This is a genomic window from Amycolatopsis sp. NPDC057786, assembly GCF_042797905.1.
In the GTDB taxonomy this organism is placed as follows: Bacteria; Actinomycetota; Actinomycetes; order Mycobacteriales; family Pseudonocardiaceae; genus Amycolatopsis.
This window is the reverse complement of the sequence record NZ_JBHVKW010000071.1, coordinates 21,712-44,277: the sequence shown is the minus strand read 5'-3', so window position 1 is coordinate 44,277 and position 22,566 is coordinate 21,712. Positions and strand designations below refer to the sequence as shown.

General features: G+C 69.9%; 22 protein-coding genes. 11 read left to right on the top strand and 11 right to left on the bottom strand.

The genetic code is table 11. The features are described from left to right. Positions 1 to 99: 99 nt before the first annotated feature. Positions 100 to 1,353 (bottom strand): glycosyltransferase family 4 protein, encoded by a 1,254-nt coding sequence (locus ACFVM3_RS29225; protein WP_240600501.1) that lies wholly within the window; start codon positions 1,351 to 1,353, stop codon positions 100 to 102. A 108-nt stretch (positions 1,354 to 1,461) separates the two neighbouring features. Here ACFVM3_RS29225 and ACFVM3_RS29220 point away from each other — a divergent pair, with 108 nt between their 5' ends. Continuing rightward, positions 1,462 to 3,234: a glycoside hydrolase family 2 protein gene (locus tag ACFVM3_RS29220; RefSeq protein WP_378443175.1), complete on the top strand. Its 1,773-nt coding sequence runs from the start codon at positions 1,462 to 1,464 to the stop codon at positions 3,232 to 3,234. Here ACFVM3_RS29220 and ACFVM3_RS29215 read toward each other — a convergent pair. The 5 genes from ACFVM3_RS29215 to ACFVM3_RS29195 form a co-directional block, all read right to left on the bottom strand. Continuing rightward, positions 3,216 to 3,431 carry a hypothetical protein gene (locus tag ACFVM3_RS29215; protein WP_378443174.1) on the bottom strand — a complete coding sequence of 72 codons (216 nt, stop codon included), beginning with the start codon at positions 3,429 to 3,431 and terminating at the stop codon, positions 3,216 to 3,218. The genes ACFVM3_RS29220 and ACFVM3_RS29215 overlap by 19 nt on opposite strands. Continuing rightward, the gene (locus tag ACFVM3_RS29210; protein WP_378443173.1) at positions 3,431 to 4,492 is read right to left on the bottom strand and encodes a serine protease; all 1,062 of its coding nucleotides are present in this window, start codon (positions 4,490 to 4,492) and stop codon (positions 3,431 to 3,433) included. The genes ACFVM3_RS29215 and ACFVM3_RS29210 overlap by 1 nt, the downstream gene beginning before the upstream one ends. Before the next feature lie 271 nt (positions 4,493 to 4,763). Next, on the bottom strand, positions 4,764 to 5,249 hold the full coding sequence (locus tag ACFVM3_RS29205) for a glutathione peroxidase (RefSeq protein WP_126734526.1): 486 nt from the start codon (positions 5,247 to 5,249) through the stop codon (positions 4,764 to 4,766). 13 nt (positions 5,250 to 5,262) lie between these two features. After that, positions 5,263 to 6,774, bottom strand: coding sequence for a 1,4-alpha-glucan branching protein domain-containing protein (locus tag ACFVM3_RS29200; RefSeq protein WP_378443172.1), 1,512 nt, complete (start codon positions 6,772 to 6,774; stop codon positions 5,263 to 5,265). After that, positions 6,771 to 7,544, bottom strand: coding sequence for a methyltransferase domain-containing protein (locus ACFVM3_RS29195; protein ID WP_378443171.1), 774 nt, complete (start codon positions 7,542 to 7,544; stop codon positions 6,771 to 6,773). Before ACFVM3_RS29195 ends, ACFVM3_RS29200 begins: the two co-directional genes overlap by 4 nt. A gap of 70 nt (positions 7,545 to 7,614) precedes the next feature. Here ACFVM3_RS29195 and ACFVM3_RS29190 point away from each other — a divergent pair, with 70 nt between their 5' ends. Then, positions 7,615 to 8,037, top strand: a complete 423-nt coding sequence (locus tag ACFVM3_RS29190) for a hypothetical protein (protein WP_378443170.1) — start codon at positions 7,615 to 7,617, stop codon at positions 8,035 to 8,037. Here ACFVM3_RS29190 and ACFVM3_RS29185 read toward each other — a convergent pair. Beyond that, positions 8,018 to 8,869, bottom strand: coding sequence for a DegV family protein (locus tag ACFVM3_RS29185; RefSeq protein WP_378443169.1), 852 nt, complete (start codon positions 8,867 to 8,869; stop codon positions 8,018 to 8,020). The genes ACFVM3_RS29190 and ACFVM3_RS29185 overlap by 20 nt on opposite strands. A 243-nt stretch (positions 8,870 to 9,112) precedes the next feature. Here ACFVM3_RS29185 and ACFVM3_RS29180 point away from each other — a divergent pair, with 243 nt between their 5' ends. From ACFVM3_RS29180 to ACFVM3_RS29165, 4 genes are all read left to right on the top strand, one after another. Further along, positions 9,113 to 9,898 (top strand): electron transfer flavoprotein subunit beta/FixA family protein, encoded by a 786-nt coding sequence (locus ACFVM3_RS29180; RefSeq protein ID WP_016336566.1) that lies wholly within the window; start codon positions 9,113 to 9,115, stop codon positions 9,896 to 9,898. Between the two features lie 26 nt (positions 9,899 to 9,924). After that, positions 9,925 to 10,884 (top strand): electron transfer flavoprotein subunit alpha/FixB family protein, encoded by a 960-nt coding sequence (locus ACFVM3_RS29175; RefSeq protein ID WP_340683521.1) that lies wholly within the window; start codon positions 9,925 to 9,927, stop codon positions 10,882 to 10,884. Positions 10,885 to 11,061: 177 nt separating this feature from the next. Then, positions 11,062 to 11,844 carry a GNAT family N-acetyltransferase gene (locus tag ACFVM3_RS29170; protein ID WP_378443168.1) on the top strand — a complete coding sequence of 261 codons (783 nt, stop codon included), beginning with the start codon at positions 11,062 to 11,064 and terminating at the stop codon, positions 11,842 to 11,844. After that, positions 11,841 to 12,719, top strand: a complete 879-nt coding sequence (locus ACFVM3_RS29165; protein WP_378443167.1) for a lysophospholipid acyltransferase family protein — start codon at positions 11,841 to 11,843, stop codon at positions 12,717 to 12,719. The genes ACFVM3_RS29170 and ACFVM3_RS29165 overlap by 4 nt, the downstream gene beginning before the upstream one ends. 184 nt (positions 12,720 to 12,903) lie before the next feature. Here ACFVM3_RS29165 and ACFVM3_RS29160 read toward each other — a convergent pair whose 3' ends face one another. After that, positions 12,904 to 13,794 (bottom strand): NADP-dependent oxidoreductase, encoded by an 891-nt coding sequence (locus ACFVM3_RS29160; protein WP_378443166.1) that lies wholly within the window; start codon positions 13,792 to 13,794, stop codon positions 12,904 to 12,906. 133 nt (positions 13,795 to 13,927) lie between these two features. Here ACFVM3_RS29160 and ACFVM3_RS29155 point away from each other — a divergent pair, with 133 nt between their 5' ends. Genes ACFVM3_RS29155 through mnmA form a run of 4 tightly spaced genes read left to right on the top strand, consistent with a single transcriptional unit; the run spans position 13,928 to position 18,942 of the window. After that, positions 13,928 to 15,181, top strand: a complete 1,254-nt coding sequence (locus tag ACFVM3_RS29155) for a LuxR C-terminal-related transcriptional regulator (protein WP_378443165.1) — start codon at positions 13,928 to 13,930, stop codon at positions 15,179 to 15,181. A gap of 24 nt (positions 15,182 to 15,205) precedes the next feature. Beyond that, a complete protein-coding gene (locus ACFVM3_RS29150) occupies positions 15,206 to 16,600 on the top strand; it encodes an MFS transporter (protein ID WP_378443164.1) in 1,395 nt (464 codons plus the stop codon). Between the two features lie 48 nt (positions 16,601 to 16,648). Then, positions 16,649 to 17,845: a cysteine desulfurase family protein gene (locus ACFVM3_RS29145; protein WP_378443163.1), complete on the top strand. Its 1,197-nt coding sequence runs from the start codon at positions 16,649 to 16,651 to the stop codon at positions 17,843 to 17,845. Between the two features lie 5 nt (positions 17,846 to 17,850). After that, on the top strand, positions 17,851 to 18,942 hold the full coding sequence (gene mnmA, locus ACFVM3_RS29140; protein ID WP_378443162.1) for a tRNA 2-thiouridine(34) synthase MnmA: 1,092 nt from the start codon (positions 17,851 to 17,853) through the stop codon (positions 18,940 to 18,942). A 38-nt stretch (positions 18,943 to 18,980) separates the two neighbouring features. On the opposite strand, the gene ACFVM3_RS29135 is transcribed toward mnmA, so the two are convergent. From ACFVM3_RS29135 to ACFVM3_RS29125, 3 genes are all read right to left on the bottom strand, one after another. Next, positions 18,981 to 19,424 carry a GNAT family N-acetyltransferase gene (locus ACFVM3_RS29135; RefSeq protein WP_378443161.1) on the bottom strand — a complete coding sequence of 148 codons (444 nt, stop codon included), beginning with the start codon at positions 19,422 to 19,424 and terminating at the stop codon, positions 18,981 to 18,983. Continuing rightward, complete coding sequence (locus tag ACFVM3_RS29130) at positions 19,421 to 20,458, bottom strand: MBL fold metallo-hydrolase (RefSeq protein WP_378443160.1); 1,038 nt, start codon at positions 20,456 to 20,458, stop codon at positions 19,421 to 19,423. Before ACFVM3_RS29130 ends, ACFVM3_RS29135 begins: the two co-directional genes overlap by 4 nt. Positions 20,459 to 20,596: 138 nt before the next feature. Further along, complete coding sequence (locus ACFVM3_RS29125; protein WP_378443159.1) at positions 20,597 to 21,406, bottom strand: phospholipid scramblase-related protein; 810 nt, start codon at positions 21,404 to 21,406, stop codon at positions 20,597 to 20,599. Positions 21,407 to 21,526: 120 nt separating this feature from the next. On the opposite strand from ACFVM3_RS29125, the gene ACFVM3_RS29120 reads away from it, so the two are divergent. Beyond that, positions 21,527 to 22,564, top strand: coding sequence for a methionine synthase (locus ACFVM3_RS29120; RefSeq protein WP_378443158.1), 1,038 nt, complete (start codon positions 21,527 to 21,529; stop codon positions 22,562 to 22,564). Positions 22,565 to 22,566 lie beyond the last annotated feature (2 nt).

Sequence of the window (22,566 nt, the reverse complement as noted above, 5' to 3'; positions counted from 1 at the left end):
GACCCGCCCGCCCGCACACCCCCCCCCCGTTGCCAACCCAACTTACCCAACCTACAACGTGCCCAAAGTGGCTTTCGCACCACGAAACACCAGGCGGGATCAGGGCTCGAAGGCGTTCCCCGTCGCGATCTTCGGCCGCCCCAGCTCCACCGGCTCCCCGACGCGAGCCCGCCGGTAGACCGCCACGGTCGCCTCGGCGATCCGGCCCCAGTCGAAGTCCGCGGCCAGCCGCGACTGCGCGGTCAGCGCCCGCCGGGCTGCGGCGACCTCGTCGTCCAGCACCGCCTCGACGGCGTCCCCGAGGGCGTCGACGTCGCCGGGGCTGAACGCCAGGCCGGTCTCGCCGTCGACGACGACCTCGCCGAGCCCGCCCGCGGTCGAAGCCACCAGCGGTGCCTTCGCGGCGGCCGCCTCCAGCGCGACGATGCCGAACGGCTCGTACCGGCTGGGAAGCACGACGGCGTCGGCCGCGGCCAGTACGGCGCGCAGTTCGCGATCGGACAGATGCCCGACGAAGTCCACCGCGCGGCGCACGCGAAGTTTGCGGGCCTGGTCGACCAGTTCCTCCAGATGCCGTCCCTTGCCGGCGACGACCAGCCGCGTCCCCGGTTTGGCGCGGCGGATCCGGGGGAGCGCGGCGAGCAGGTCCTGCACGCCCTTCTCCCATTCCAGCCGTCCGAAGTAGAGCAGCAGCGGCGCGCCGGAGGGGCTGTAGACCTCGCGCGCGTGCGCGACCTCCTCCGCGGGCACCTGCCAGGTGCGTTCCTCGATGCCGTTGTGGATCACGGTGACCGCGTCGCCGTCGACCTCGAACAGATGCGCCACCTCGCGGCGCATGGCCTGCGAACAGGTGATCAGCGCGTCCGAGCGGTTCGCGAGCCACCATTCGACCGAGTGAACCTGCTGGTTCAGCGGATGCGAGAGCCAGCCGGAGTGCCGTCCGGCCTCGGTGGCGTGGATCGTGCCGACCAGCGGCACCCGCGCGGCCTCCGCGATCGCGATCGCGGGATGGGTGACCAGCCAGTCGTGCGCGTGCACCACGTCCGGCTGCCAGGTGCGCAGCAGGTCGGTGGCGGCGCGGACCATCGCGTGCCCCATGGCCAGCGTCCACGCGACGAGGTCCCGTTCGAAGGTCACGTGCATCGGGTCTTCGGCGACCCGGATGATCCGGACGCCCTCGACCACGCGATCGGTCCTCGGGTGGGTCTCGGCGTCGGTGCCCGCCGTGTGACGGCACAGGACGACCACGTCGTGCCCCTGCCGGGCGAGATGCCTGGCCAGGGCGTGGACGTGCCGTGCGAGTCCGCCGACGACCACGGGTGGGTACTCCCACGACAACATCAGCACGCGCATGGGTGGAGGTTACTCGTGAGTCGGTCGTCACCGGGACGGGGCGATCACCCCTCCCGGTGAACCCGATCGAGCGCGACAGGAGCGACGATCTTTGCCACCATCGGGTTGATGACGTCCTCGGTGAACGCGGCCGGACCGGCCTTCGAAACCGTCGAACCGGTGCTCTCGACGCCGTGGTCCGCGCAGGTCGGGCCCGGTAACGCGCGGCCGGAGTATCCGCGTCCGCGGCTGGTCCGCGAACGCTGGCTGAACCTCAACGGCGTCTGGGAGTACGCGGGCAGCGGCTCGCCCGGCCGCGACGGGTACGGCGAGCGGATCCTGGTTCCCTTCCCGCCGGAGTCGGCGCTCTCCGGTATCGTGCGGCGCGACGAAACCCTCTGGTACCGCAAGGTTTTCGAGGTCCCGTCCGGTTGGGACGGTCAGCGGGTGCTGCTTCACTTCGGCGCCGTCGACCAGTCGGCGACGGTCTGGGTGAACAACCAGAAGGTGGCCGTCCACGAAGGCGGGTACACGGCCTTCAGCGCGGACATCACCGGCGTGCTGCGCCCGTCGGGATCACAGGAACTGACCGTCCGCGCGACGGACCGCACCGACGCTTCGACGCACCCCGTCGGCAAGCAGCGGAACGACCCGGGAGGGATCTTCTACACCGCCGCGTCGGGGATCTGGCAGACCGTCTGGCTGGAGCCCGTGCCGTTCGAACACCTCCGGGATCTCCAGGTGACGCCGGATCTCGAAGGGGTGACGGTTGTGCCCAAGGTCACAGGCGGCGCCTGGGTGGAGCTGATCGTGAGCGAACCCGATGGCCCGGAAGTGGCACGCGTCGAGGGAGAGGCAGGACAGCAGTTGCGCGCGGAGGTCCCTTCGCCGCGCCTCTGGACACCCGACGATCCGTATCTCTACGACCTTCAGGTCCGTTTGCTCGACGAGAGCGGCAACGCGCTCGACGTCGTCGACTCCTACACCGGGCTCCGTACGATCGGGACGGTCGCCGACGCCCATGGCAGGCCGCGGATCGCGCTCAACGGCCGGATCACCTTCCTCCACGGCCCGCTCGACCAGGGGTATTGGCCGGACGGGATCCACACCGCCCCCACCGACGAGGCGTTGCGGTTCGACCTGGAGAAGACCAAGGAACTCGGCTTCAACTTCGTCCGCAAACACGTAAAGGTCGAGCCGGAACGCTGGTACCACTGGACGGATCGGCTGGGCCTGCTCGTCTGGCAGGACATGCCCTCGCTCACCGTCTCCTTCGACGGCCCGCCAGGGACGGCGCCCGATCCGGTGCCGGAGGCGAAGGCCCGGTTCGAGGCGGAACTGATCGAGATGATCGAGCAGTTGCGCGGGGTGACCTCGATCGTCGGGTGGGTGCCGTTCAACGAGGGCTGGGGCGAATTCGACACCGCGCGGATCGCGAAACTGGTGAAGGACCTCGACCCGGCCAGGCTCGTCGTCGCGAACAGCGGGGTGAACTGCTGCTTCTCGCGGCCGGACACCGGCGCGGGCGACGTCTACGACGACCACACCTACGTCGGGCCGGGAAAGCCCTCGGTGAAGGACGACAGGGTGATCGTCGACGGCGAGTACGGCGGGCTCGGTCTGGTCCTCGACGACCACCGCTGGCCGGGAGAGCCCCAGGCCTACGAGATGACGCTGACCTCGGCACAACTGACGAAGCGCTATGCCGAGGTCAGCGAGCACCTCGAAAAGGTCGTCGCCGGAACCGGCCTTTCCGGCGCGATCTACACCCAGACCACCGACGTCGAGAACGAAGTCAACGGCTTGCTCACCTACGACCGGCGGGTGGTGAAGGCCGACGCGGCGACCGTCGCGGCCCGCAATCGCGCGGTCATCGAGGCCGGTCAGTCCGGCTGCGCCTGAACCGGGCCGCCCGCGTCCCGGATCCGGACGGGCACCCCGAGCAGCCGAGAAGGCAGCTGCCCGTGGTCGTGACCGGGGTTCATCCACACGTCGATCGTGGGTGTTCCCTCGGCCTCGCCCTGCCCGACGCCGACCACTCCGGGGACGTCGTCGAGCCACCGGGACGCCGCCACGAGCGCGGCGTCGATGTCGGCCACTACGGATGCACCCGGATCCCGAGCGACGCTTCGACCAGCGAGATCCGGTTGATCACGGTGACCACCGGCGAGCCGGCGAACAGCAGGCCGACGGCGTTCTCGCTCAGGTCCGCCACGAGGCTGCCCGAGTCGCCACCGGCCGACATGTCGGTGGTCAGCAGCTGCTGCGCGAACCGGGCCACCCTGCCGCCGCCGTAGTTCACGTCGACGGTGGCGTTGATGTTCGTGATCCGCCCGGTCGTCCAGTTCGTGGTCCGGCCGGTCTTCTGCACGAGCGTGCCGACCGCGGGCGCCACGTTGGTGCCCTTGAGCTCGCCGACCCAGAAGATCCGCCGGTCGAGGTCGTGGAACTGGCCTTCGGCGATCGCGGCGTCGACGAAGTTCACCGGCACCGGCTGCCCCGGCTGGATGAACTTGATCGGCACGAACCGGCTGAGCCTGGCGATGACGTCGGTGGGGACGACGCCGCCGTCGAACGGGCCGGGCTGCAGGATCGGGTCGCCGATGGCGGCCGCGTTGGAGTTCGCCAGCACATGGTTGTTGCTCAGGATGTAGTACCTCGGCGGTTTGCCGGGCAGTGCCGTCGCGTCGTAGACCGCGGTGCCGTAGGTGCCGGCGGTGATCTTGAAGTGGCCGACGCTCAGCCCGCCGAACGCCGGGCGGAACCGCTTGGCCAGGGTGAACGGACCGACCTGCTCACGGGCGAGCTCGTCGGGGCGGGCGAGCGTCGGCGCCTGGGGCTCGTCGAGCATCGTGGCGGCGCCGTTCACCTTCGGCGCGGCGATGCTGCGGCCCGCCTGGAGCACCCCGACCTCCTGGACGTCGGTGGGCACACCCGCCAGCGTCGCCGGGACGAGGTCGTCGTCACGCAGCATCTCGTGCGGCATCTTCGTGTCGACCAGGACGGTGATCGCCTTCTCGCCGGTGTCCGCGCCCCCGGACCATTTGGTACCGAGCGCGACACCCACCACGTTCTGCCGGTTCAGCAACGACTCCTCTTCGGCCGCCTGCACGCTCGCGAGGGAGAGGAAATCGTCCGGGATCATATTGTTTTCGATCATGTCGGCCACACTTTTCTGGTTGTCGGCGTTGACGAAGTGCGGGACTCCCGACGAAAGAGTGTTCCCCTGTCGGCGGGGCGGCGCCATAGTGCAATCGGGTACGTCGCTTCACCGGGGAATGTCAATATTTCCCTTGTGTGGCAAGGGTTTGTGATCGAGCAACCGGCCATCGCGCGAGTGGCGGGGATATTCGAGGACTTTGGTCACCGGATCGCCGGAAAAGGAAACAGGCCGACTCCGGAGAGTCGGCCTGTTCGGTGGAAAGCGCGGTTCAGCCGATCGTGGCGTCGATCGCTTTGGTGATCACTTCGTCCTCGGGTTCGGTGCGCGGGCGGAATCGTCCCACCACTTCACCGGACGGGGCGACGAGGAACTTCTCGAAATTCCACTGCACATCGCCGGCGGCGCCTTCCGCGTCGGCCGCCTTGGTCAGTTCGGCGTAGAGCGGGTGCCGGGTTTCGCCGTTCACGTCCAGCTTTTCGAACAGCGGGAACGAAACGCCGTACGTCGTCGAGCAGAAGGTCTGGATCTCCTCGGCGGTGCCCGGCTCCTGGCCCGCGAACTGGTTGCACGGGAACCCGACGACGGAGAAACCCTTGTCCGCGTAGCGTTCCTGCAGCTTCTCCAGCCCGGTGTACTGCGGCGTCAGCCCGCACTTCGACGCCACGTTCACCACCAGCAGCGTCTTGCCCTCGAGCGCGCCGAGCGTCGTGTCCTCGCCCGCGAGCGTCTTCAGCGGAATGTCGTGGATCCCCATGCTCTCCCTTTCGTCATTTCCTCAGCAGATCACGCGCGTCGACGTGACCGAAGGGCCCGTCGTCGCACCGGAACGCGGCCGCGGTCTCCCGCGCGCGGTCGAGCGCTCCCTCACGGAGCAGTCCGGCGAGCGTGTCGAACCGTTCGGTGTGCACCCTCGCCCGCCGCCGCGCGTAGTCGGCGGCGGAATCCTTGGTGACCATGAACGCCCAGTCGCTCGACAGCGCCAGCATCGCCTCGGCGACGGCCTGGTCGCGGACGGCGTCGCGGGTCGTCGTGTCCATCCCGGTGACCAGGTCGAGCATCCGGTGCTGCAGCGCGGTGTTGTCCCGCACCATGTCGGCGACCTGCTCGCCGTCCCAGACCCGCCAGTCCTTGCCCGAGCCCCACGACGACGCCGGGAGATCGACCTTCCCGCCGAGGTGACCCGCTTCGAGCGCGCCCTTGAGCGTGGTGACGCGGACACCCGCCTCGGGCAGCGCGCGCAGGACACCTTCCAGCCAGGCCGGGCCTTCGTGCCACCAGTGCCCGAACAGTTCCGTGTCGTACGCGGCGACGACGAGCGATTCGCGGCCGTGCTCGGCCTTGAGCGAACGCAGGCGGGCGACGACGGTGTCGACGAAGTCCTGGACGTGGCCGCCGAGGGTGGCCGCCGCCATCGCCGGGTCGTACGGCGCCTTGTCCGGCGGCTCGACGGTCTTGCCGGTCACGCGCGAAGGTTTGAGGCCGACTTCGTGCGCCCAGGTGTGGAAGTCGCGGTAGGCGGCGTGACCGGGGTAGCCGGCCTTCGGCGACCAGACGCGGTACGTGACTTCGAGGTCGCGGCCGAAGCAGACGACGTCGGAATCACCGACGGTCCGCGCCGCCGACGTGTCGCCGTGCAGGGAAGGCCCGTCGACCATGAACCGCCGGACGCCCGCGGCGGCGTATCCGGCTTCCATTCCGGGCGCGTAACCGCATTCAGGTGCCCAAATGCCCTCGGGACGCCGCCCGATCCGCAGCGCGGTGTCGGCCAGCCCGCCGCGCAGCATGAAGTCGCGGACCGCCGGGTCGAGCAGCGGCTGGAACGGATGCGCCAGCGGACCGCCGAGCAGCTCGATCGTCCCATTGTCCACAAAGGACCGGAGAATCGGCGAGAAACCGTGACGCCAGCGCGTTTCGAGTTCTTCCGAGGCCTTCACCGCTGTCCGGTACTCGCTCGCCGCGAGGTCGCGCAGCAGCGGGTCGCCGCGCCAGAGCGTGGACGCGTGCCAGGCGCGCAGCTGCCAATGCCCCAGCCAGTCATGGAAGGCGTCGATGCAGTACGGGTCGTCGAGCTGGGCGGCGAGGATCGGCGTCATGCCGAGGGTGAGGACGTCTTCGCGGCCCTCGTCGGCGAAGCGGCGCAGGAGGTCGACCATCGGCAGGTAGGAATGCGCCCACGCCTGATAGAGCCATTCTTCGCCGACCGGCCAGGATCCGTGGTGCGGCAGCCACGGCAGGTGGCTGTGCACGACGAGGCAGAAAGTGCCCTCGTAGTCGCTCATCGGCGCACCGCCACGGCCACGAGGTCGAGGCTGGCGTCGAGGTTCTCACCGTGGATGGCGAAATCCGCGGCCTGGATGGCTTCGACGTCGGCGAGCAGTTCCGCCGGCCAGGTCGCCTGCCCCGGCAACTGCCCCATGACGACGTCGAGCTGCGCGTCGATGATCGAGCCGCCGTACTTGGTGTCGAGCTTCGCGACGCCCTCGCCGTGGTGGAGACCGTGGAGCGTCTCGACCTCGAAACCGGCGTCACGCAGCAGTTCGTCCAATTCGGACGGTGCGAGTTCCCTGGTGTGGAACGGGTTGAGCGGGGTGTCGCTGTCCGGGGTGAAGGTCAGCCGGTTGGGCGTGGTGACGATCAGGCGTCCGCCGGGGGAGAGCACGCGGCGGCATTCGGCGAGGAAGGCGGCCTGGTCCCAGAGGTGCTCGATCACCTGGAAGTTCGCGACGACGTCGACCGAGGCGTCCCGCAGCGGCAGGAACACGAGGTTCGCCCTGGCCACGCCGATGGCGGGGTAGCGGCGGGCGACGTGCTCGGTGGTGGGGACGTCGTAGTCGAGCGCGAGCACCCGCTCGGCGACCGTGGCGATGAGCCCGGCGCCGTAGCCCTCGCCGCACCCGGCCTCCAGGACGGTCTTGCCTTCGCACAGGGACAGGAGCTTTTGGTACGCGGCCTCGTGGCGGCGGTACCAGTAGTTTTCCTCGGCGATGCCCGGCACGGTGCGTTCACCGGTGAGGTGCAGCGCTTCGGCCCTGGTGGCTGGGGTGGTCACGCCGCGACCCTACCGGCCGGTCACTTCGGCCCGTGTGTCACGTTTCGCGGCGCTGCGCAGTCCAGGAGGTATGCAAAGGACATTCACCCGCGTACTGCTCGCCGTCTTCGGTCTCATCGAACTGCCCGTCGGGCTGTGGCCGCTGTTCAGCCCGGACGGCTTCTACCGGGACTTCCCGGGGTTCCGCACCGGCTGGGTGGCGATGGACGGACCCTTCAACGAACACCTGATCCAGGACTTCGGCGGCCTCAACCTGGCGCTTTCCGCGATCCTGATCGGCGCCGCCGTGATCGGGACGACCGCCGTTGCCAGGCTGGCGGCGCTCGCCACCTTCTGCTTCGGACTGCCGCACTTCCTCTACCACCTAGGCCACGTCTCGCATTTCGAGCCGGTGGACCAGGTGCTGATCATCGTGACGACGGCGCTGGGCGCGGTGCTCCCGGTGGTGCTGGCGCTGCTCCCCTCGAAGCGGGTCACACCGGCGACACCGTGATGCCGATGGCGCCGGGGCCGAGGTGGGCGCCGAGGATCATGCTGGCGTCCACCAGCGTGCTGTCGACCATATGCGGCAGCCGTGCCCGCAACCGCCCGCCGATCTCGAGATCGCGTTCGTCCGGGCCGAACCGGGTGATGGCGACCTCCACGTCCTGATCGCCCGCGCACTCCACCGCGAGGTCGACGAGTTTGTTGAGCGCCCGCCGCTGGCCCGGGACCCGGGTCAGCGGGGCGACCTCGCCGTTCTTCACCGTCAGCAGGGGTTTGATCGAGAACGCCGAGCCGAGGAAGGCCTGCGCGGCGCCGATCCGGCCGCCGCGGCGCAGGAACTCCAGCGTGTCGACGTAGAGGATCTCCCGGCTGCCGCGGAACCGGCGTTCGGCCGCGTCGATCACCCGGGTGGCCTGCCCGCCCGCCGCGGCGACCTTGGCCGCCGAGGTCGCCGCGAAACCGAGGCTCATCCCGGTGGTCCCGCTGTCGAGGACGTGCACGGGGACGTTCACCTGCTGGGCGGCCTCGCGGGCGGCGTTCACCGTCTCCGACATGCGGCCCGAGATGTGGATGCTGACGATCGCGGAGGCGCCCTTGCTCGCGGCGTCCTGGAACGCCCAGAAGAACGCGGCGACCTCGGGCGGCGCCGTCTGCACCGGGGTCCCGGCGCGCAGATGACCGATGATCTCCTCGCGGTCGTAGCGGTTCTCTTCGTCGAACTGCTCTCCGACCTGCAGTTGCACCTGAACGACGCCGATTCCCCAGCGTTCGGCGACCGGGGCGGGAAGGCAGGCGGTCGAGTCCGTGATCACGGCGACGGGGCCGGGCATGGAACGCATGGTCGGGCAGGCTATCGCCTCACTCCCGGCGCGAGTACCCCGGAATACGGCCGTTCGGGTTAGTCGGCCGGTAACACTCACTTCCGGGTGAATTACCTGGACGATGGTCCCACTAAAACGTGCATCCAGGTGAATGAGGTCACCTCGGCGGGCCGCGGCACTGAAATGGCCCTAATCTACCGGCCAGTAGAGCTGTTGCCCCGTGGCCGACGCCGGCCACCAACGGGAGGTCGAAGTAGACCCATGACGAACATCGTTGTCCTGGTCAAGCAGGTACCGGACACCTACTCGGAGCGGAAGCTCTCCGGTGCCGACAACACTCTTGACCGCGAATCCGCCGACGCCGTGCTCGACGAGATCAACGAGAAGGCCGTCGAAGAAGCCCTGAAGATCAAGGAAGCCGGCGAGGGCGAGGTCACCGTCGTCTCGGTGGGTCCCGACCGCGCGACCGACGCGATCCGCAAGGCGCTGTCCATGGGCGCCGACAAGGCCATCCACGTCTCCGACGAGGCCCTTCACGGCTCCGACGCCATCGCCACCGCCAAGGTGCTGGCCGCCGCGATCTCCAAGGTCGAAGGCTTCGACCTGGTCATCACCGGTAACGAGGCCTCCGACGGCCGCGGTGGCGCCGTGCCGGCGATCATCGCCGAGCTGCTCGGCCTGCCGCAGCTGACCCACGTGAACGAGCTGACCGTCGACGGCACCTCGATCAAGGCCGACCGCTACACCGAGGACGGCGTCACGCACCTCGAGGCGAACCTGCCCGCGGTGGTGAGCGTCGGCGAGAAGATCAACGAGCCGCGTTACCCCTCCTTCAAGGGCATCATGGCCGCGAAGAAGAAGCCGGTCGAGACGCTGACCGTCGCGGACCTCGGCGTCGACGCCGGCGAGGTCGGCCTCGGCAACGCCTGGTCGTCCGTGCTCGAAGCCTCCCCGAAGCCGCCGCGCACCGCCGGCGAGCGCGTCGAGGACGAGGGTGACGGCGGCAGCAAGGTGGCCGCCTACCTGGTCGCGCAGAAGCTCATCTGAGACAGGTTTCGAGGAGGAATAGGGAAATGGCTGAAGTACTCGTCCTCGTCGACCACGTCGACGGTGAAGTCAAGAAGGTCACGCTCGAGCTGCTGACCGCCGCTCGTGAACTGGGTGAGCCGTCCGCGGTCGTCGTCGGCCCGACCGGCACCGCCGCCAAGGCGAAGGAAGCCCTCGCCGCGCACGGCGCCGCCAAGGTGTACGTCGCCGAGGGCGACAACGCCACCGGCTTCCTGGTCACCCCGAAGGTGGACGTCCTCACCGCGCTCGCGGAGCGGACCTCCCCGGCCGCCGTGCTCGTCGCGGCCAGCGCCGAGGGCAAGGAGGTGTCCGCCCGTGTCGCGGTCCGCCTCGGCTCCGGTCTGCTGTACGACGCCGTCGGCGTGAACGGCGACGGCACCGTGGACCAGTCCATCTTCGGTGGCGCGTTCTCCGTGAAGTCCAAGTCCACCAAGGGTGTCCCGGTCATCTCGGTCCGCCCCGGCGCGGTCGAGGCCGCCCCGGCCGAAGGCGCGGCCGCCGAGGAGACCGTCGAGGTCCCCGCGGGCGACCCGGCGAAGTCCGCCAGGATCACCGGTGTCGAGCCGATCGTCGGCGGCGACCGGCCGGAGCTGACCGAGGCCTCGGTCGTCGTCTCCGGTGGCCGCGGTGTCGGCTCGGCCGACAAGTTCGACGTCGTCGAGGCGCTCGCCGACTCGCTCGGTGCCGCCGTCGGTGCTTCCCGCGCCGCCGTCGACTCGGGCTACTACCCGGCGCAGTTCCAGGTCGGCCAGACCGGTAAGACGGTTTCGCCGCAGCTGTACATCGCCCTCGGCATCTCCGGCGCGATCCAGCACCGCGCGGGGATGCAGACCTCGAAGACCATCATCGCGGTCAACAAGGACGCCGAGGCGCCGATCTTCGAGATCGCCGACTTCGGTGTGGTGGGCGACCTGTTCAACGTCGCGCCGCAGCTGACCGAAGAGGTCCAGAAGCGCAAGGGCTGAGTCCCTCGTTTCGTGAAGGGGCCGTCCGGGATTTCTTTCCCGGGCGGCCCCTTTTCTGTGATCCGAAAGTGATCTTCCAGCCTGAGAGAACCCTGAGAACCCGCAATTAACTGAACGTGCACTATTCGGCCATCGGGCGCATTGTCGTTGGTACCCCCTGAGGGGTAGACCTGGGTCATGACGACGTCACAGCTCCTCGTCAGTACTGACCAGGCAGGTGTCGAACTCCCGGCCGATGCGCCGCGTTACTCCCTTCTCGTGGCGAACGGGAACGAAGAAGTCGTTGCCGCGCAACGTCTTCGCCATCAGGTGTTCGCCGAGGAAATGGGGGCGACGCTCAATTCCCTCGAACCGGGCCTCGACGTCGACTACTTCGACGAGTTCTGCGACCACCTCGTGGTGCGGGACGACAACACCGGCGAGATCGTGGGCACGTACCGGATGCTGCCGCCCGATCGGGCCGCGCGGGCGGGAAAGCTGTACTCCGACAGCGAATTCGATCTCACCGCGCTCGATTCGCTACGGCCTTCGCTGGTCGAGACGGGGCGTTCGTGCGTGCATCCCGATCACCGCAGCGGCGCCGTGGTGAGCCTCGTCTGGGCGGGGATCGGGCGCTACATGCTGCTGGCGGGCCACCGGTATCTCGCGGGCTGCGCCTCCGTGCCGCTGACCGACGGCGGGGTTTACGCGGCGGGCGTCTGGGATGTCCTGCGCGCCAAGCACTACGCGGAGGAATCCCTTCGGGTGACGCCGCTGAACCCGTGGCGGGCCGAGGGTGTCGAGCGGCCCGCCCGCGCGATCCTCCCGCCGCTGATCAAGGGCTACACCCGCCTGGGTGCGAAGATCTACGGCCCGCCCGCGCTCGACGCGGATTTCGGCGTCGCGGACTTCTTCGTCCTGCTGGATCTGCACAACGTCGACGAGCGGTACCTCAAGTTCTTCCTGGGAGTGCAGGGATGACTCACGCCTGGATGCCGAAGTCGCCGTGCGGCGACGGCTGCCTGACCGAAGGGGCGCCGACGGTGGCGTTCCCGCGGCGCGTCCTGCGGTTCACCGCGGCGATCGGCGTCATCTTCGGTGCCTTCCTGTCGGCGCCGCTGGTGCTCGTGCTGCGCGGCATGCCCAGGGAACGGTTGGTACGCCTGCTTTTCGTGGGGATCCTTCGCTCGTTCGGGGTAAAACTGCGCGTGCTGGGTGACGAGCGTTTCCGCGCCGTGCCGGGCCGTGGCGCGCTCGTGGTGAACAACCACATCTCGTGGCTGGACATCATCGCGGTCAACGCCGTCCAGCCGATGCGGGCGCTCGCCAAGAAGGAGGTCGGCGCCTGGCCGGTGCTCGGCCTGCTGGTGCGTCGAGGCGGCAGCATCTTCCTCGACCGGGAGAACCTGCGGAGCCTGCCCGCGACGATGGACGAACTCGCCGACGCGATGCGCGGCGGATCACTCGTGAGCGTGACACCGGAAGGCACCACCTGGTGCGGTCTCGGCTCCGGCCGGTTCCGTCCCGCGACGTTCCAGGCCGCGATCGACGGCGGTGTCCCGGTGCGGCCGCTCGCGTTGCGTTTCCGGCTCGCCGACGGGCGGGAGACGACCCAGCCGGCGTTCATCGGGCCGGAGTCGCTCATCGCCTCGCTGCGGCGGGTCGCGGCCTTGCGCGGTCTGGTGCTGGAGGTGCACGTGTGCCCGGAGATCGCGCCGGGCCGCGCTTCGGACCGGCGGGAACTGGCCGCGCTGGCGGAATCCGCGGTGCAGGCGGCGCTCGGGCGGGTGCAGATCCCGGTGCAGCGGCGGCGGCGCGCGGCGGTCGCTCCTTCTGTACCTGCGGGGTCTGGGTGAAGGGGACTTTGCCCGCATCCGAAGCGGCGAAAGTCCCCTTCACACCACCCACACCATTGGCCTGCCTCGCCCCTCGGCTGTGAACACCCTTTCGGTCGCTCGCGCGCTATGAACGGTCCTTTCCTTGCAAAATTTGCAAGGAAAGGTCCTTTCATTGCAGCCGCCGGTGGGGCTCGCGCGGCCGTCAGTCGAAGGCCAGCGTGATCTTCCCGCCCGCGTGCCCCGTAGCGCTCTCCCGGTGCGCCTCGGCGGCGTCGGCGAGCGCGTAGCCGGAGCCCAGCTTCAGCTTCAAGTCCCGCGCCACCAGATCCTCGAGTATCGCGGGCGATTCCGAACCGGAAGCCGAGAACTTCAGCCCCTGCGCATAAGCCGCCGGATCCGCGATCGTGATCAGCCGGTCGGGTGATCCGAGCAGTTCCACCGACTCACTCAGCACACCGAAGCCCGCCGCGTCGAACACCGCGTCCACGCCGTCCGGCGCGACCGAACGGACCCGCGAAACCCAGCCGTCGCCGTACTGCACCGGCACCGCGCCGAGCTCCTTCACCTCGTCGAGTGACGAAGCGCCGGCGAGCCCGATGACCGTGGCGCCCAGCGTGACGGCGGCCTGCGTCGCGATCCGGCCGACTTGGCCGCTCGAGCCGTGGAGCACCACCGTCTCGCCCGGCTTGACCTCGAGTTCGCCCAGCACCCGCAACGCCGTCTCACCGGCGATGGGCAGCGCGGCGGCCTCGGCCCACGAAAGTCCGGCGGGTTTGCGGATGACGTTGGTCGCCAGCGCGTACTCGGCGTACGTGCCGGTGTCGGACCAGCCGAAGACCTCGTCACCGACGGCGAAATCGGCGCCTTCGCCCACCGCGTCCACGACGCCCGCCAGTTCCAGGCCGAGGATGTGCGGGAATTCGACCGGGCGGACCTCCGCCATGGCGCCGGACCGGATCTTCCAGTCGATCGGGTTGACGCCCGCGGCCTTGACCGCGACCCGCACCTGACCCCGGCCGGGCTCCGGCAGCGGGACCTCGGCAAGCCGCAGGACGTCCGGTTCGCCGTACTGGGTGATGGTGATCGCTCGCATGTTCACTCCTATCGGATGTCTTCGCTGCGATCAGTCAACCGGCGCCGGGACCTCGTCCGAACCAGCCGGACGAGCAGTGTTCACTAGCCGGGAGAGCAGCGTCCCCGCGGCGGGCCGCGCTTACTGTGGGGTCATGGACCCGCTGCACGTGTTGAGCCAGGTCGAGTACATGCTCGCCGCTCCGCGCCCCGAACTCCTGCCGCGCTTTTCCGCGACGGCCGCGGCCGTGCTGCCGCATCGCGCCGCCGCCATGGAGACGGGTGACTGTTCCCGTCTGCCGATCAAGGTCCACGGCGATCCGGAGATCACCGGCGCGGTCACGAGCGCCGAGCTCCAGCGGCTCGCCGCGCTCGGCGTCCCTGGTCGGGCGGTGGTGGCCGAAGAGACACTCGGCGGGAAGCGCCGGAAACTCGTCGTCCTGACCTCGGCCCCGGTGATCGGCAAGGGCGCGATGATCGCGCTCGTCCCTGCCGAAGACGAGCCTGCCGACAGCTCGCTCGAATTCGTCGCCAAGCTGTGGGACATCGTCAGCGTGAACGCCGCCCAGCGCGCCTCCGACCCCGAGCCCGCGGTCCTGGAGAGCAACATCGCGGCGGCGACCGCGCGGGCGCGGGCGATCACCGATCTGGGGCAGACCCACGCGACCACGTTGACCTCGTTGCTTTCGGTGCTGCGATCCCGCCGGCTCGGCGACGCCGCCGCCCGGCAGACCGCGACCGACCTCGCCGCCGCCGCGCTGGTCGAACTGCGCTCGATCGCGGACCGCGATCAGGAACTCTCGGCTGAGCCCGCGTCGGAGGCGTTCGGCACCCTCGTCACGCAGCTGGCTCCTTTGGTGCGCCACAACGACGTGACCATTGATCTCGCCGGGCCGGACGACGAACGGCCGCTCCCGCAGGACATCGCGCACACCGCGCGCACGGTCTCGCGCGGACTCGTGCTCGCCGCGCTGGAACGGGACAGCGGCCGGGTCCGGGCGTCCTGGCGGATCGACGGGCATCAGCTCCGGGTCACCGTGCGCGACGACGGCCCGGACGTCGCCCGCGCCGTGCCCGCCACCGGCCTGACGGAGCGGATCACCCCGCTGGGTGGCCGGTGGGAGGTCGACGCCGTTCCCGGCTGGGGTGCCACGATCACCGCGGTCCTGCCGCTCGGCGTCCAGGAAACACCGGAACTGCGCCCGCTCGACCGGCTGAACCCGCGCGAACTCGAAGTCCTCGCCGGGATCGCGCGCGGGAAACGCAACCGGCAGATCGCCGAAGAGCTGGCGCTGACCGAGCACACGGTGAAGTTCCACGTGCGGAAGATCTTGGGCAAGCTGGAAGTCACGTCGCGCGGTGAGGCCGCCGTGCTGGCGCGTGAGCTGCGTCTGGAGTCCGTGTCGTGAGCTTGACCTCCAGCGGGCTGGAGGTTGCAGGCTCGTCGTATGACGATCACTGGGGACGAGGCCAAACCGAAGGGTGTGCTCTGGACTCCTGAGCACCGCGTGACCACCAGCGGGCTGCTGCTCATGGTCACGCTCATCGCGTTCGAGAGCATGGGCGTCGCCACCGCGATGCCGACGATGGTGGCCGACCTCGACGGTCTCGCGCTGTACGCCTGGCCGTTCACCACGTTCCTGGTCGCCAGCGTGGTCGCGACCGTCCTTTCCGGACGCCTCGGCGACCGCAAGGGCCCGGCGCCCGCGCTGCTCGCCGGTACCGCGCTGTTCGCCGCCGGGCTGCTGGTCGCGGGGCTCGCGCACGACATGCCGCTGCTCCTGCTCGGCAGGGGATTGCAGGGCTTCGGTTCCGGACTCCTGCTGGTCTCGGTGTCGCTGCTGATCGCGCTCACCTTCAGTGACCGCGAACGTCCGGTGATCTACGCCGCCAACGCCGCCGCGTGGGTGCTGCCGGCGGTGATCGGGCCTTCGATCGCGGGCGTGGTGACCGTGAGCGTCGGCTGGCGCTGGGTGTTCCTCGGGCTGATCCCGCTGACCGGGATCGGGCTCGCGCTGCTGGTCGTCGTCACGCGCAGGCTGCCGTCCCACGTACCCGGCGAATCCGCCGTCCGCGCCGGGGTCGTACCCGCGGTGGTCGCCGCCCTCGGCGTCGCCGCGCTCACCTGGGCGGCGCAGCACCCGTCCCTCGCGGCGCTGGCCTATGGCGGCGCCGGTCTCGTCGCCCTCGGGTACGCGCTCCGCAAACTCCTGCCCGCCGGGACGCTGACGTCGCGGCCGGGGTTGCCGACAGTGATCGCCTCGCGCGCGCTGATCGCGGGCGCGTACGCCGGGATGGAGGCCTATCTGCCGCTCACGATGACCGAAGTCCACGGCTACAGCCCGGCGCTGGCCGGATTGCCGCTGACGGTGACCGCGCTGGGCTGGTCGGCGGGGTCGATGCTGCAGGGCCGCATGCTCGACTGGTCGCGGGAAGCGTCGCTGCGGACCGGGTTCGCGCTGGTCGCTGCCGGGTTGGCGATCTTCGTCTTCGTTCCGCTGCCCTCGTTCCCCGGCTGGATGGCGTTCGTGGCGTCGGCGGTCGGCGGCTCCGGGATGGGGATCGCGATGCCCGCGATCTCGGTACTGCTGCTCCGCTACTCGCCGGAGTCCGAACGCGGGTTCAACACGTCCGCGCTGCAGCTCGGCGACTGGGTCGGATCGGCTCTGACCATCGGTTTGGGCGGCGTTCTGCTCGCTTCGCTGGCGTCGGCGAAGGAGCCGTCGGTGGCGATCCTGGTGCTTTCGGTGGTGCTGACCGGCATCGCGCTCCTGGGGGTGCGGCTGACCGGCCGGTGGCCGTCGGGTATGAGCGCCGCCACCCGCTGACCAGGGTGGGCTTGGTCACGCCCCGGAGCGGTCTACCCTGGTGTAGCGATGACCTATCTCGACCACGCGGCGACCACCCCGATGTTGCCCGAAGCCGTAGCGGCGATGTCCGAGGCGCTGTCCACAGTGGGCAACGCCTCCGCGCTGCATTCCTCGGGGCGCCGGGCGCGCCGCCGGGTCGAAGAAGCCCGCGAGGTGATCGCGGAGGCGCTGGGCGCCCGGCCGTCCGAGGTGATCTTCACCGCCGGTGGCACGGAGAGCGACAACCTCGCCGTCAAGGGCATCTTCTGGGCCCGCAACGGCGAGGACCCGAAGCGGACCAGGGTGCTGTGCAGCACCGTCGAGCACCACGCCGTCCTCGAGTCCGTCGAGTGGCTGGAGCAGCACGCGGGCGCCGAGATCGTCTGGGTCGAGGTCGACCAGGCGGGCCGGGTGACTCCCGAGTCGCTGCGCACCGCCATCGGCGACAGCCCCGAGACGGTCGCGCTGGTCACCGTGATGTGGGCGAACAACGAGGTCGGCACGGTCAACCCGATCGCCGCGCTCGCCGCCGTCTGCGCCGAACACGACATCCCGCTGCACACCGACGCCGTCCAGGCCGTCGGCGCGGTGCCGGTCGACTTCGCCGAGAGCGGCGCCGCGGCGCTGACCCTCACCGCGCACAAGCTGGGCGGCCCGTACGGTGTCGGCGCGCTGCTGCTCGGCCGCGACACCGCGTGCGTGCCGGTCCTGCACGGCGGGGGCCAGGAGCGCGCCGTGCGTTCGGGCACGCTCGACGTCCCCGCGGTGATCGCGTTCGCGACGGCGGTGAAGGTCGCGGTCGAAGGCCGCGAGGAGTACGCCAAACGCGTCGCGGAACTGCGGGACGACCTGATCGAGGCCGTCCGGCGCGAGGTGCCGGACGTGGTGCTCAACGGTGGCGAGGGTGAGCGCCTGCCCACGCACGCCCATTTCACCTTCCCCGGTTGCGCGGGTGACAGCCTGTTGATGCTCCTGGACGCCAAGGGCATTGAATGTTCCACCGGTTCGGCGTGCACGGCGGGTGTCGCGCAGCCGAGCCACGTACTGCTGGCCATGGGCGCCGAACCCGCGGCCGCGCGCGGGTCGCTGCGGTTCTCGTTCGGGCATACCTCGGCGCCGGAAGACGTTGAAGCGGTTTCGAGGGAGATCGCGGGCGTCGTCGACAGGGCGAGGCAGGCGGGGCTCGCCGGAATGCGCAAGCAGACGCAGAAGCAAGAGGTGTGAGGAAGATGCGCGTACTGGCCGCGATGAGCGGGGGAGTGGACTCGGCGGTGGCCGCCGCGCGCGCCGTGGACGCCGGGCACGAGGTCGTCGGGGTGCACCTGGCGCTGTCGGCGAAGCCCGGCACGCTGCGCACCGGATCCCGTGGCTGCTGCACGATCGAGGACTCCGGCGACGCGCGGCGCGCCGCGGACATCCTCGGCATCCCCTTCTACATCTGGGACTTCGCCGAGCGGTTCACCGAAGAGGTCATCGAGACCTTCGTCGGCGAGTACGCCGCGGGCCGGACGCCGAACCCGTGCGTCACCTGCAACGAGAAGATCAAGTTCGAAGCGTTGCTGGACAAGGCGATGGCGCTCGGCTTCGACGCGGTCGCCACCGGGCACTACGCCCGTCTGTCCCTAGTGGACGGTGTGCCGGAGCTGCGGCGCAGCGTCGACACCGGCAAGGACCAGTCCTACGTGCTGGCCTCGCTCACGCCGGAGCAGCTGCGGCATTCGCTGTTCCCGCTCGGCGATTCGTGGAAGACCGACGTGCGCGCCGAGGCCGCGAGCCGTGGCCTGTCGGTGGCGAAGAAGCCGGACAGCCACGACATCTGCTTCATCCCGGACGGGGACACGAAGAGCTTCCTGGAGAAGCGGCTCGGCCAGCGTCCCGGGCAGCTCGTCGACGCCGAGACCGGCGCCGTGCTCGGTGAGCACACCGGGGTGCACGGCTTCACCGTCGGCCAGCGCAAGGGGCTCGGCATCGAGGCGCCGGCACCGGACGGGCGGCCGCGCTACGTGCTCTCGCTGGAGCCGGTTTCGGGCACCGTGAAGGTCGGTTCCGCGCGGGACCTCGGCGTGAACGTGATCGAGGCGGACCGCCCGATCTGGCCGAGCGAGCGGCCGCTGGACGGCCCGACCGAATGCGTCGTGCAGGTGCGCGCGCACGGCGGGATCGTCGAGGCCGTCGCGGAGGTTTCCGGTGAAGACGTGACGATCCAGCTTCGTGAGCCGCTGCGCGGCGTCGCGCCGGGGCAGGTCGTCGTGCTCTACCGCACCGATGCGGCCGAAGGCGACCTCGTACTCGGCAGCGCGAAGATCTCCGGAACCCGCTGACCCCTTCCCGCATTCAGAGGACTAAAAGCGGGAAGAGGTCAGAACTTCAGCTTGAAGCCGGTGTGCGTGGCCTCGAAACCGAGGCGCTCGTAGAACCGGTGCGCGTCCTCGCGTTTCACGTCCGACGTCAGCTGGACGAGGGCGCAGCCCCGCCGCCGGGATTCGTCGATCGCCCATCGCATCAGCTCGCCGCCGAGGCCGGAGCCGCGATGGCTCGCCCGCACCCGGACCGCCTCGATCTGCCCGCGCAGCGCGCCTTTCCGCGCCAGGCCGGGGATGATCGACAACTGGAGTGTGCCGACGGCCTCCCCGCCGTCGTCGGCGACGATCAGCAGGTGCGCCGGATCGGCGTCGATCTGTTCGAAGGCCGCGAGGTACGGCGTGAGGTCGTCGGCGGAATCACGGGTGCCGCCGATCTGGTCGTCGGCGAGCATCCCGACGATCGCCGCGACGTCTTCCCGGCGCGCTTGACGGATGATCATGGCGCGTAGTGTCGCACCCCGTCGGTCTCGGCCGCGGTGAGTTTCCCTTGGGCCACCAGCAGATCCAGATGCGAGCCGGTCTCGAGCACGGCGAGCATCTGGTTGAACGGGTCCATGTCGGGAAGCTTGCGCTGCTTGCGCGTCCAGCCCAGCCGCAGCGCGACCTCGTACGCGGTCGTGACGTCCGCGGTGATCTCGGCGCCCATGACTTCGAGCCGGTCCCGGTGGTGCTCCAGCAGTTCGTCGACGCGGGCGTGGACGCTGTCGGTGACCGGACCGTGCGCGGGGAGCATGCGCCGGTCCGGCATCTCGCGAACCAGGCGCAGGGAGTCGAGGTAGTCGCTCAGCGGCAGCTCCGTGGGCACCGGCTGGAAGCCGATGGACGGCGTGATGTGCGGCAGCACGTGGTCGCCGGAGAACACCAGCCTGGCCTCGTCGTCGACGAACACGACGTGCCCGTCCGTATGCCCGGGCGTGTGCACGATGTCGAACTCGCGGCCGGGCACGATCGGGCGTTTGCCGGGGATGAGCCATTCGTCGGGCTGTTCCCACAGATGCGCCTCGGTGTGCCGGACCCCGCCGAAGGCCTTGGCGAGTTCCTCGACGACCGGCCCCGCGCCGCACCGTTCGAGCAGGCCGACCTGCGCCTCCATCGGGAAGCGGTCCGGGTCGCCGGAGCGGACCAGTGACGGCTCCTCCCGCTTCCCGAGTCCGAGCCTGCCGCCGAACTCGCGGCGCAGTTCCACGGCGAGGGTGTAGTGATCGCGATGCACGTGGGTGATCAGGAATTCGTCGATGTCGCCGAGATCGGCGCCGAGCGCCTTCAACCCGCGCGAGAGTCGCTCGCGGGCCGACTCCAGTGCCCAGCCCGAATCCACGAGGACCAGGTGGGTTCCGTCGGTGACGACGTAGACGTTGACCGCGCGCAACGCGTCGTGCGGCAGGGGGAGCGGGATGCGGTGGATCCCGGGCGAAACCGTGTAGACGCCTGGCTCGGCCCAGTCCCGTTCGCGGTCTTCGGGCAACGGCTCCATGGTGACCTCCGTCCCGGACGCACTCCAGCGTGCCGCCCCAGTCACTCCACCTTGAGCCGCCGGAAGCCGAGTGTCCACTTCCGTGAGGTGAGACCCCGGTCACTCGTATGCCGCATTCAGAGGACTGAATGCGTCGCGTCAGCCCTTGTCGTCCTGCTTCAGCGCGGTGTCGATGGTCAGCGCCGAGGCCACCACCATCGACGCCAGCGGATCCCGCAGCGGCCGGTGGATCTCGACGACGTAGTTGTCGGCGGTGGTGAACGCGGCCTTCACGAAACCGCCCCAGGTCTTGGTGATCCGCGCGATCTCGACGTCCGCGTGGTCCTTGATCGCGAAGTTCCACGCCCGCCAGTTCTCCGCGAAGATCCCGCCGACCTTCCGCCCGTCGACCACGAAACCCAGCCGGATCTTGCCGAAGACGTTCTCCTGCACGATCTCGCCGATCGGGGAGTCGTCGGCCTTCGTCACCAGGAACCGGGATTTGAACACCTTCGCCGGCCGCGTCACCTTCAACACGGTGCTGTGGTTCGCGTCGCGGATTTCGAAGCGGTGGGTCAGGAACTGGTCGTAGTTCGTGAGCAGCCGGATGGCCTTCTTCACCGTGCTCTGCCCGACCTGGACGACGCCGCCGAGGCGGTTGCCGTTCTGGTCGAACACCCCGAACTCGTTGGCCATCTCGATGAGTTTCGCGCGCTGGTTGACCACCAGCACGGGTTCGGAGAACAGCGTCCCGCCGCCGGTGACACCACTGCCGCGGCCTTGGGTGGCCTTCGCCGCTTGCGCCCGGATCCTGTGCGGGTCGTGCGCGCCTTCGACGTCCAGTTCGATCATCTCGGCGTCGTGCGACGGCCGCGTGTTCGCGGTCCAGGCCTGCCCGTCCCACCACCGGTACAGCCGGGGGTTCTGCCGGTCGGGATACCAGCCGGCGGGCTGTGGGGAGCTCGTCATGGCAGGTCAGCGTAATGCGCCGGGAGCCGGATCGGGCTCGTCGACGGCAATTGCGTCGAATGTCCGTGTCCTCCGCCGCCCCGCCGCCCCGCCAGGTCGGACCAAGGGGAGAATCCGGGTGTGAACGAACGACCTTGGCCCCTTGGCGCGGCCACCGCGATCGGTTCCCTGCCCGGTACCGATCCGGTCGAGGCCGCTTCGATCGTGTTCGGTGAACTGCCCGAATTCCCCTGTATGCCCGAACTTCCCGCCCGTGGCGTCGGTGCCGACATGATCGGCCGGACGGCGGCGCTGCTGGTCGACCTCGCGGTCGAGGTGGTGCCGAGCGGTTACCGGGTCGCCGCCCGTCCGGGGCACGACCACCGCCGGGCCGTCGACCTGATGAACTGGGACCTCGACGCCGTCCAGGAGGCGCGGGAAAAGGCGGGCGCCGCGCCGCCGGCCTTCAAGATCCAGGTCGCCGGGCCGTGGACGCTCGCCGCGAACGTCGAGCTCCCGCGCGGGCACCGGATCCTCACCGACAAGGGCGCGCTGCGCGATTTCGCCGCGTCGCTGCTCGACGGGCTGGCCGAACACGTCGCGGAACTGAAGTCGCGCATCGGCGCGCCGGTGGTGATCCAGTTCGACGAACCGTCGCTGCCGGAGGTCCTCGCCGGTGATCTCCCGACGGCGTCCGGCTACGGCACGGTCCCCGCCGTGCCCGCGGCGGAGGCGCGCGAACTGCTGTCGACGGTGATCTCCGGGGCGGAGCGCGTCACCGGTCAGCCGGTCGCGGTGCACTGCTGCGCCGAAAAGCCGCCGATCTCGTTGCTGCGCGCGGCGGGGGCCCAGGCGATCGCCTTCGATTTCACCCTGCTGAGGGGCGCTTCGCCCGGGCAGCTCGACGAGATCGGCGAGACCCTGGACTCCGGGACGACGCTGATGCTCGGACTCGTCCCCACCACCGATCCCGGTGTCCCGGTGGAGCTGCGCGACGTGGTCACGCCGGTGTTCAAACTCGTCGACCGGCTGGGTTTCCGCCGCGAGATCCTCGCCGAGCGCGTCGTGCCGACGCCCGCGTGCGGCCTCGCGGCCGCCACCCCCGACTGGATGCGCCGCGCGCTCACGCTCAGCCGGGAGGCGGGCAAGGCTTTCACCGAACCGCCTGAAGGCTGGTGAGC

Bases quoted from the DNA above. Each gene is read 5' to 3' on its own strand.
- ACFVM3_RS29225 (WP_240600501.1), bottom strand. From the start codon at position 1,353: ATGCGCGTGCTGATGTTGTCGTGGGAGTACCCACCCGTGGTCGTCGGC.
- ACFVM3_RS29220 (WP_378443175.1), top strand. From the start codon at position 1,462: ATGACGTCCTCGGTGAACGCGGCCGGACCGGCCTTCGAAACCGTCGAA.
- ACFVM3_RS29210 (WP_378443173.1), bottom strand. From the start codon at position 4,492: ATGATCGAAAACAATATGATCCCGGACGATTTCCTCTCCCTCGCGAGC.
- ACFVM3_RS29205 (WP_126734526.1), bottom strand. From the start codon at position 5,249: ATGGGGATCCACGACATTCCGCTGAAGACGCTCGCGGGCGAGGACACG.
- ACFVM3_RS29200 (WP_378443172.1), bottom strand. From the start codon at position 6,774: ATGAGCGACTACGAGGGCACTTTCTGCCTCGTCGTGCACAGCCACCTG.
- ACFVM3_RS29190 (WP_378443170.1), top strand. From the start codon at position 7,615: ATGCAAAGGACATTCACCCGCGTACTGCTCGCCGTCTTCGGTCTCATC.
- ACFVM3_RS29185 (WP_378443169.1), bottom strand. From the start codon at position 8,869: ATGCGTTCCATGCCCGGCCCCGTCGCCGTGATCACGGACTCGACCGCC.
- ACFVM3_RS29180 (WP_016336566.1), top strand. From the start codon at position 9,113: ATGACGAACATCGTTGTCCTGGTCAAGCAGGTACCGGACACCTACTCG.
- ACFVM3_RS29175 (WP_340683521.1), top strand. From the start codon at position 9,925: ATGGCTGAAGTACTCGTCCTCGTCGACCACGTCGACGGTGAAGTCAAG.
- ACFVM3_RS29170 (WP_378443168.1), top strand. From the start codon at position 11,062: ATGACGACGTCACAGCTCCTCGTCAGTACTGACCAGGCAGGTGTCGAA.
- ACFVM3_RS29165 (WP_378443167.1), top strand. From the start codon at position 11,841: ATGACTCACGCCTGGATGCCGAAGTCGCCGTGCGGCGACGGCTGCCTG.
- ACFVM3_RS29160 (WP_378443166.1), bottom strand. From the start codon at position 13,794: ATGCGAGCGATCACCATCACCCAGTACGGCGAACCGGACGTCCTGCGG.
- ACFVM3_RS29155 (WP_378443165.1), top strand. From the start codon at position 13,928: ATGGACCCGCTGCACGTGTTGAGCCAGGTCGAGTACATGCTCGCCGCT.
- ACFVM3_RS29145 (WP_378443163.1), top strand. From the start codon at position 16,649: ATGACCTATCTCGACCACGCGGCGACCACCCCGATGTTGCCCGAAGCC.
- mnmA (WP_378443162.1), top strand. From the start codon at position 17,851: ATGCGCGTACTGGCCGCGATGAGCGGGGGAGTGGACTCGGCGGTGGCC.
- ACFVM3_RS29135 (WP_378443161.1), bottom strand. From the start codon at position 19,424: ATGATCATCCGTCAAGCGCGCCGGGAAGACGTCGCGGCGATCGTCGGG.
- ACFVM3_RS29130 (WP_378443160.1), bottom strand. From the start codon at position 20,458: ATGGAGCCGTTGCCCGAAGACCGCGAACGGGACTGGGCCGAGCCAGGC.
- ACFVM3_RS29125 (WP_378443159.1), bottom strand. From the start codon at position 21,406: ATGACGAGCTCCCCACAGCCCGCCGGCTGGTATCCCGACCGGCAGAAC.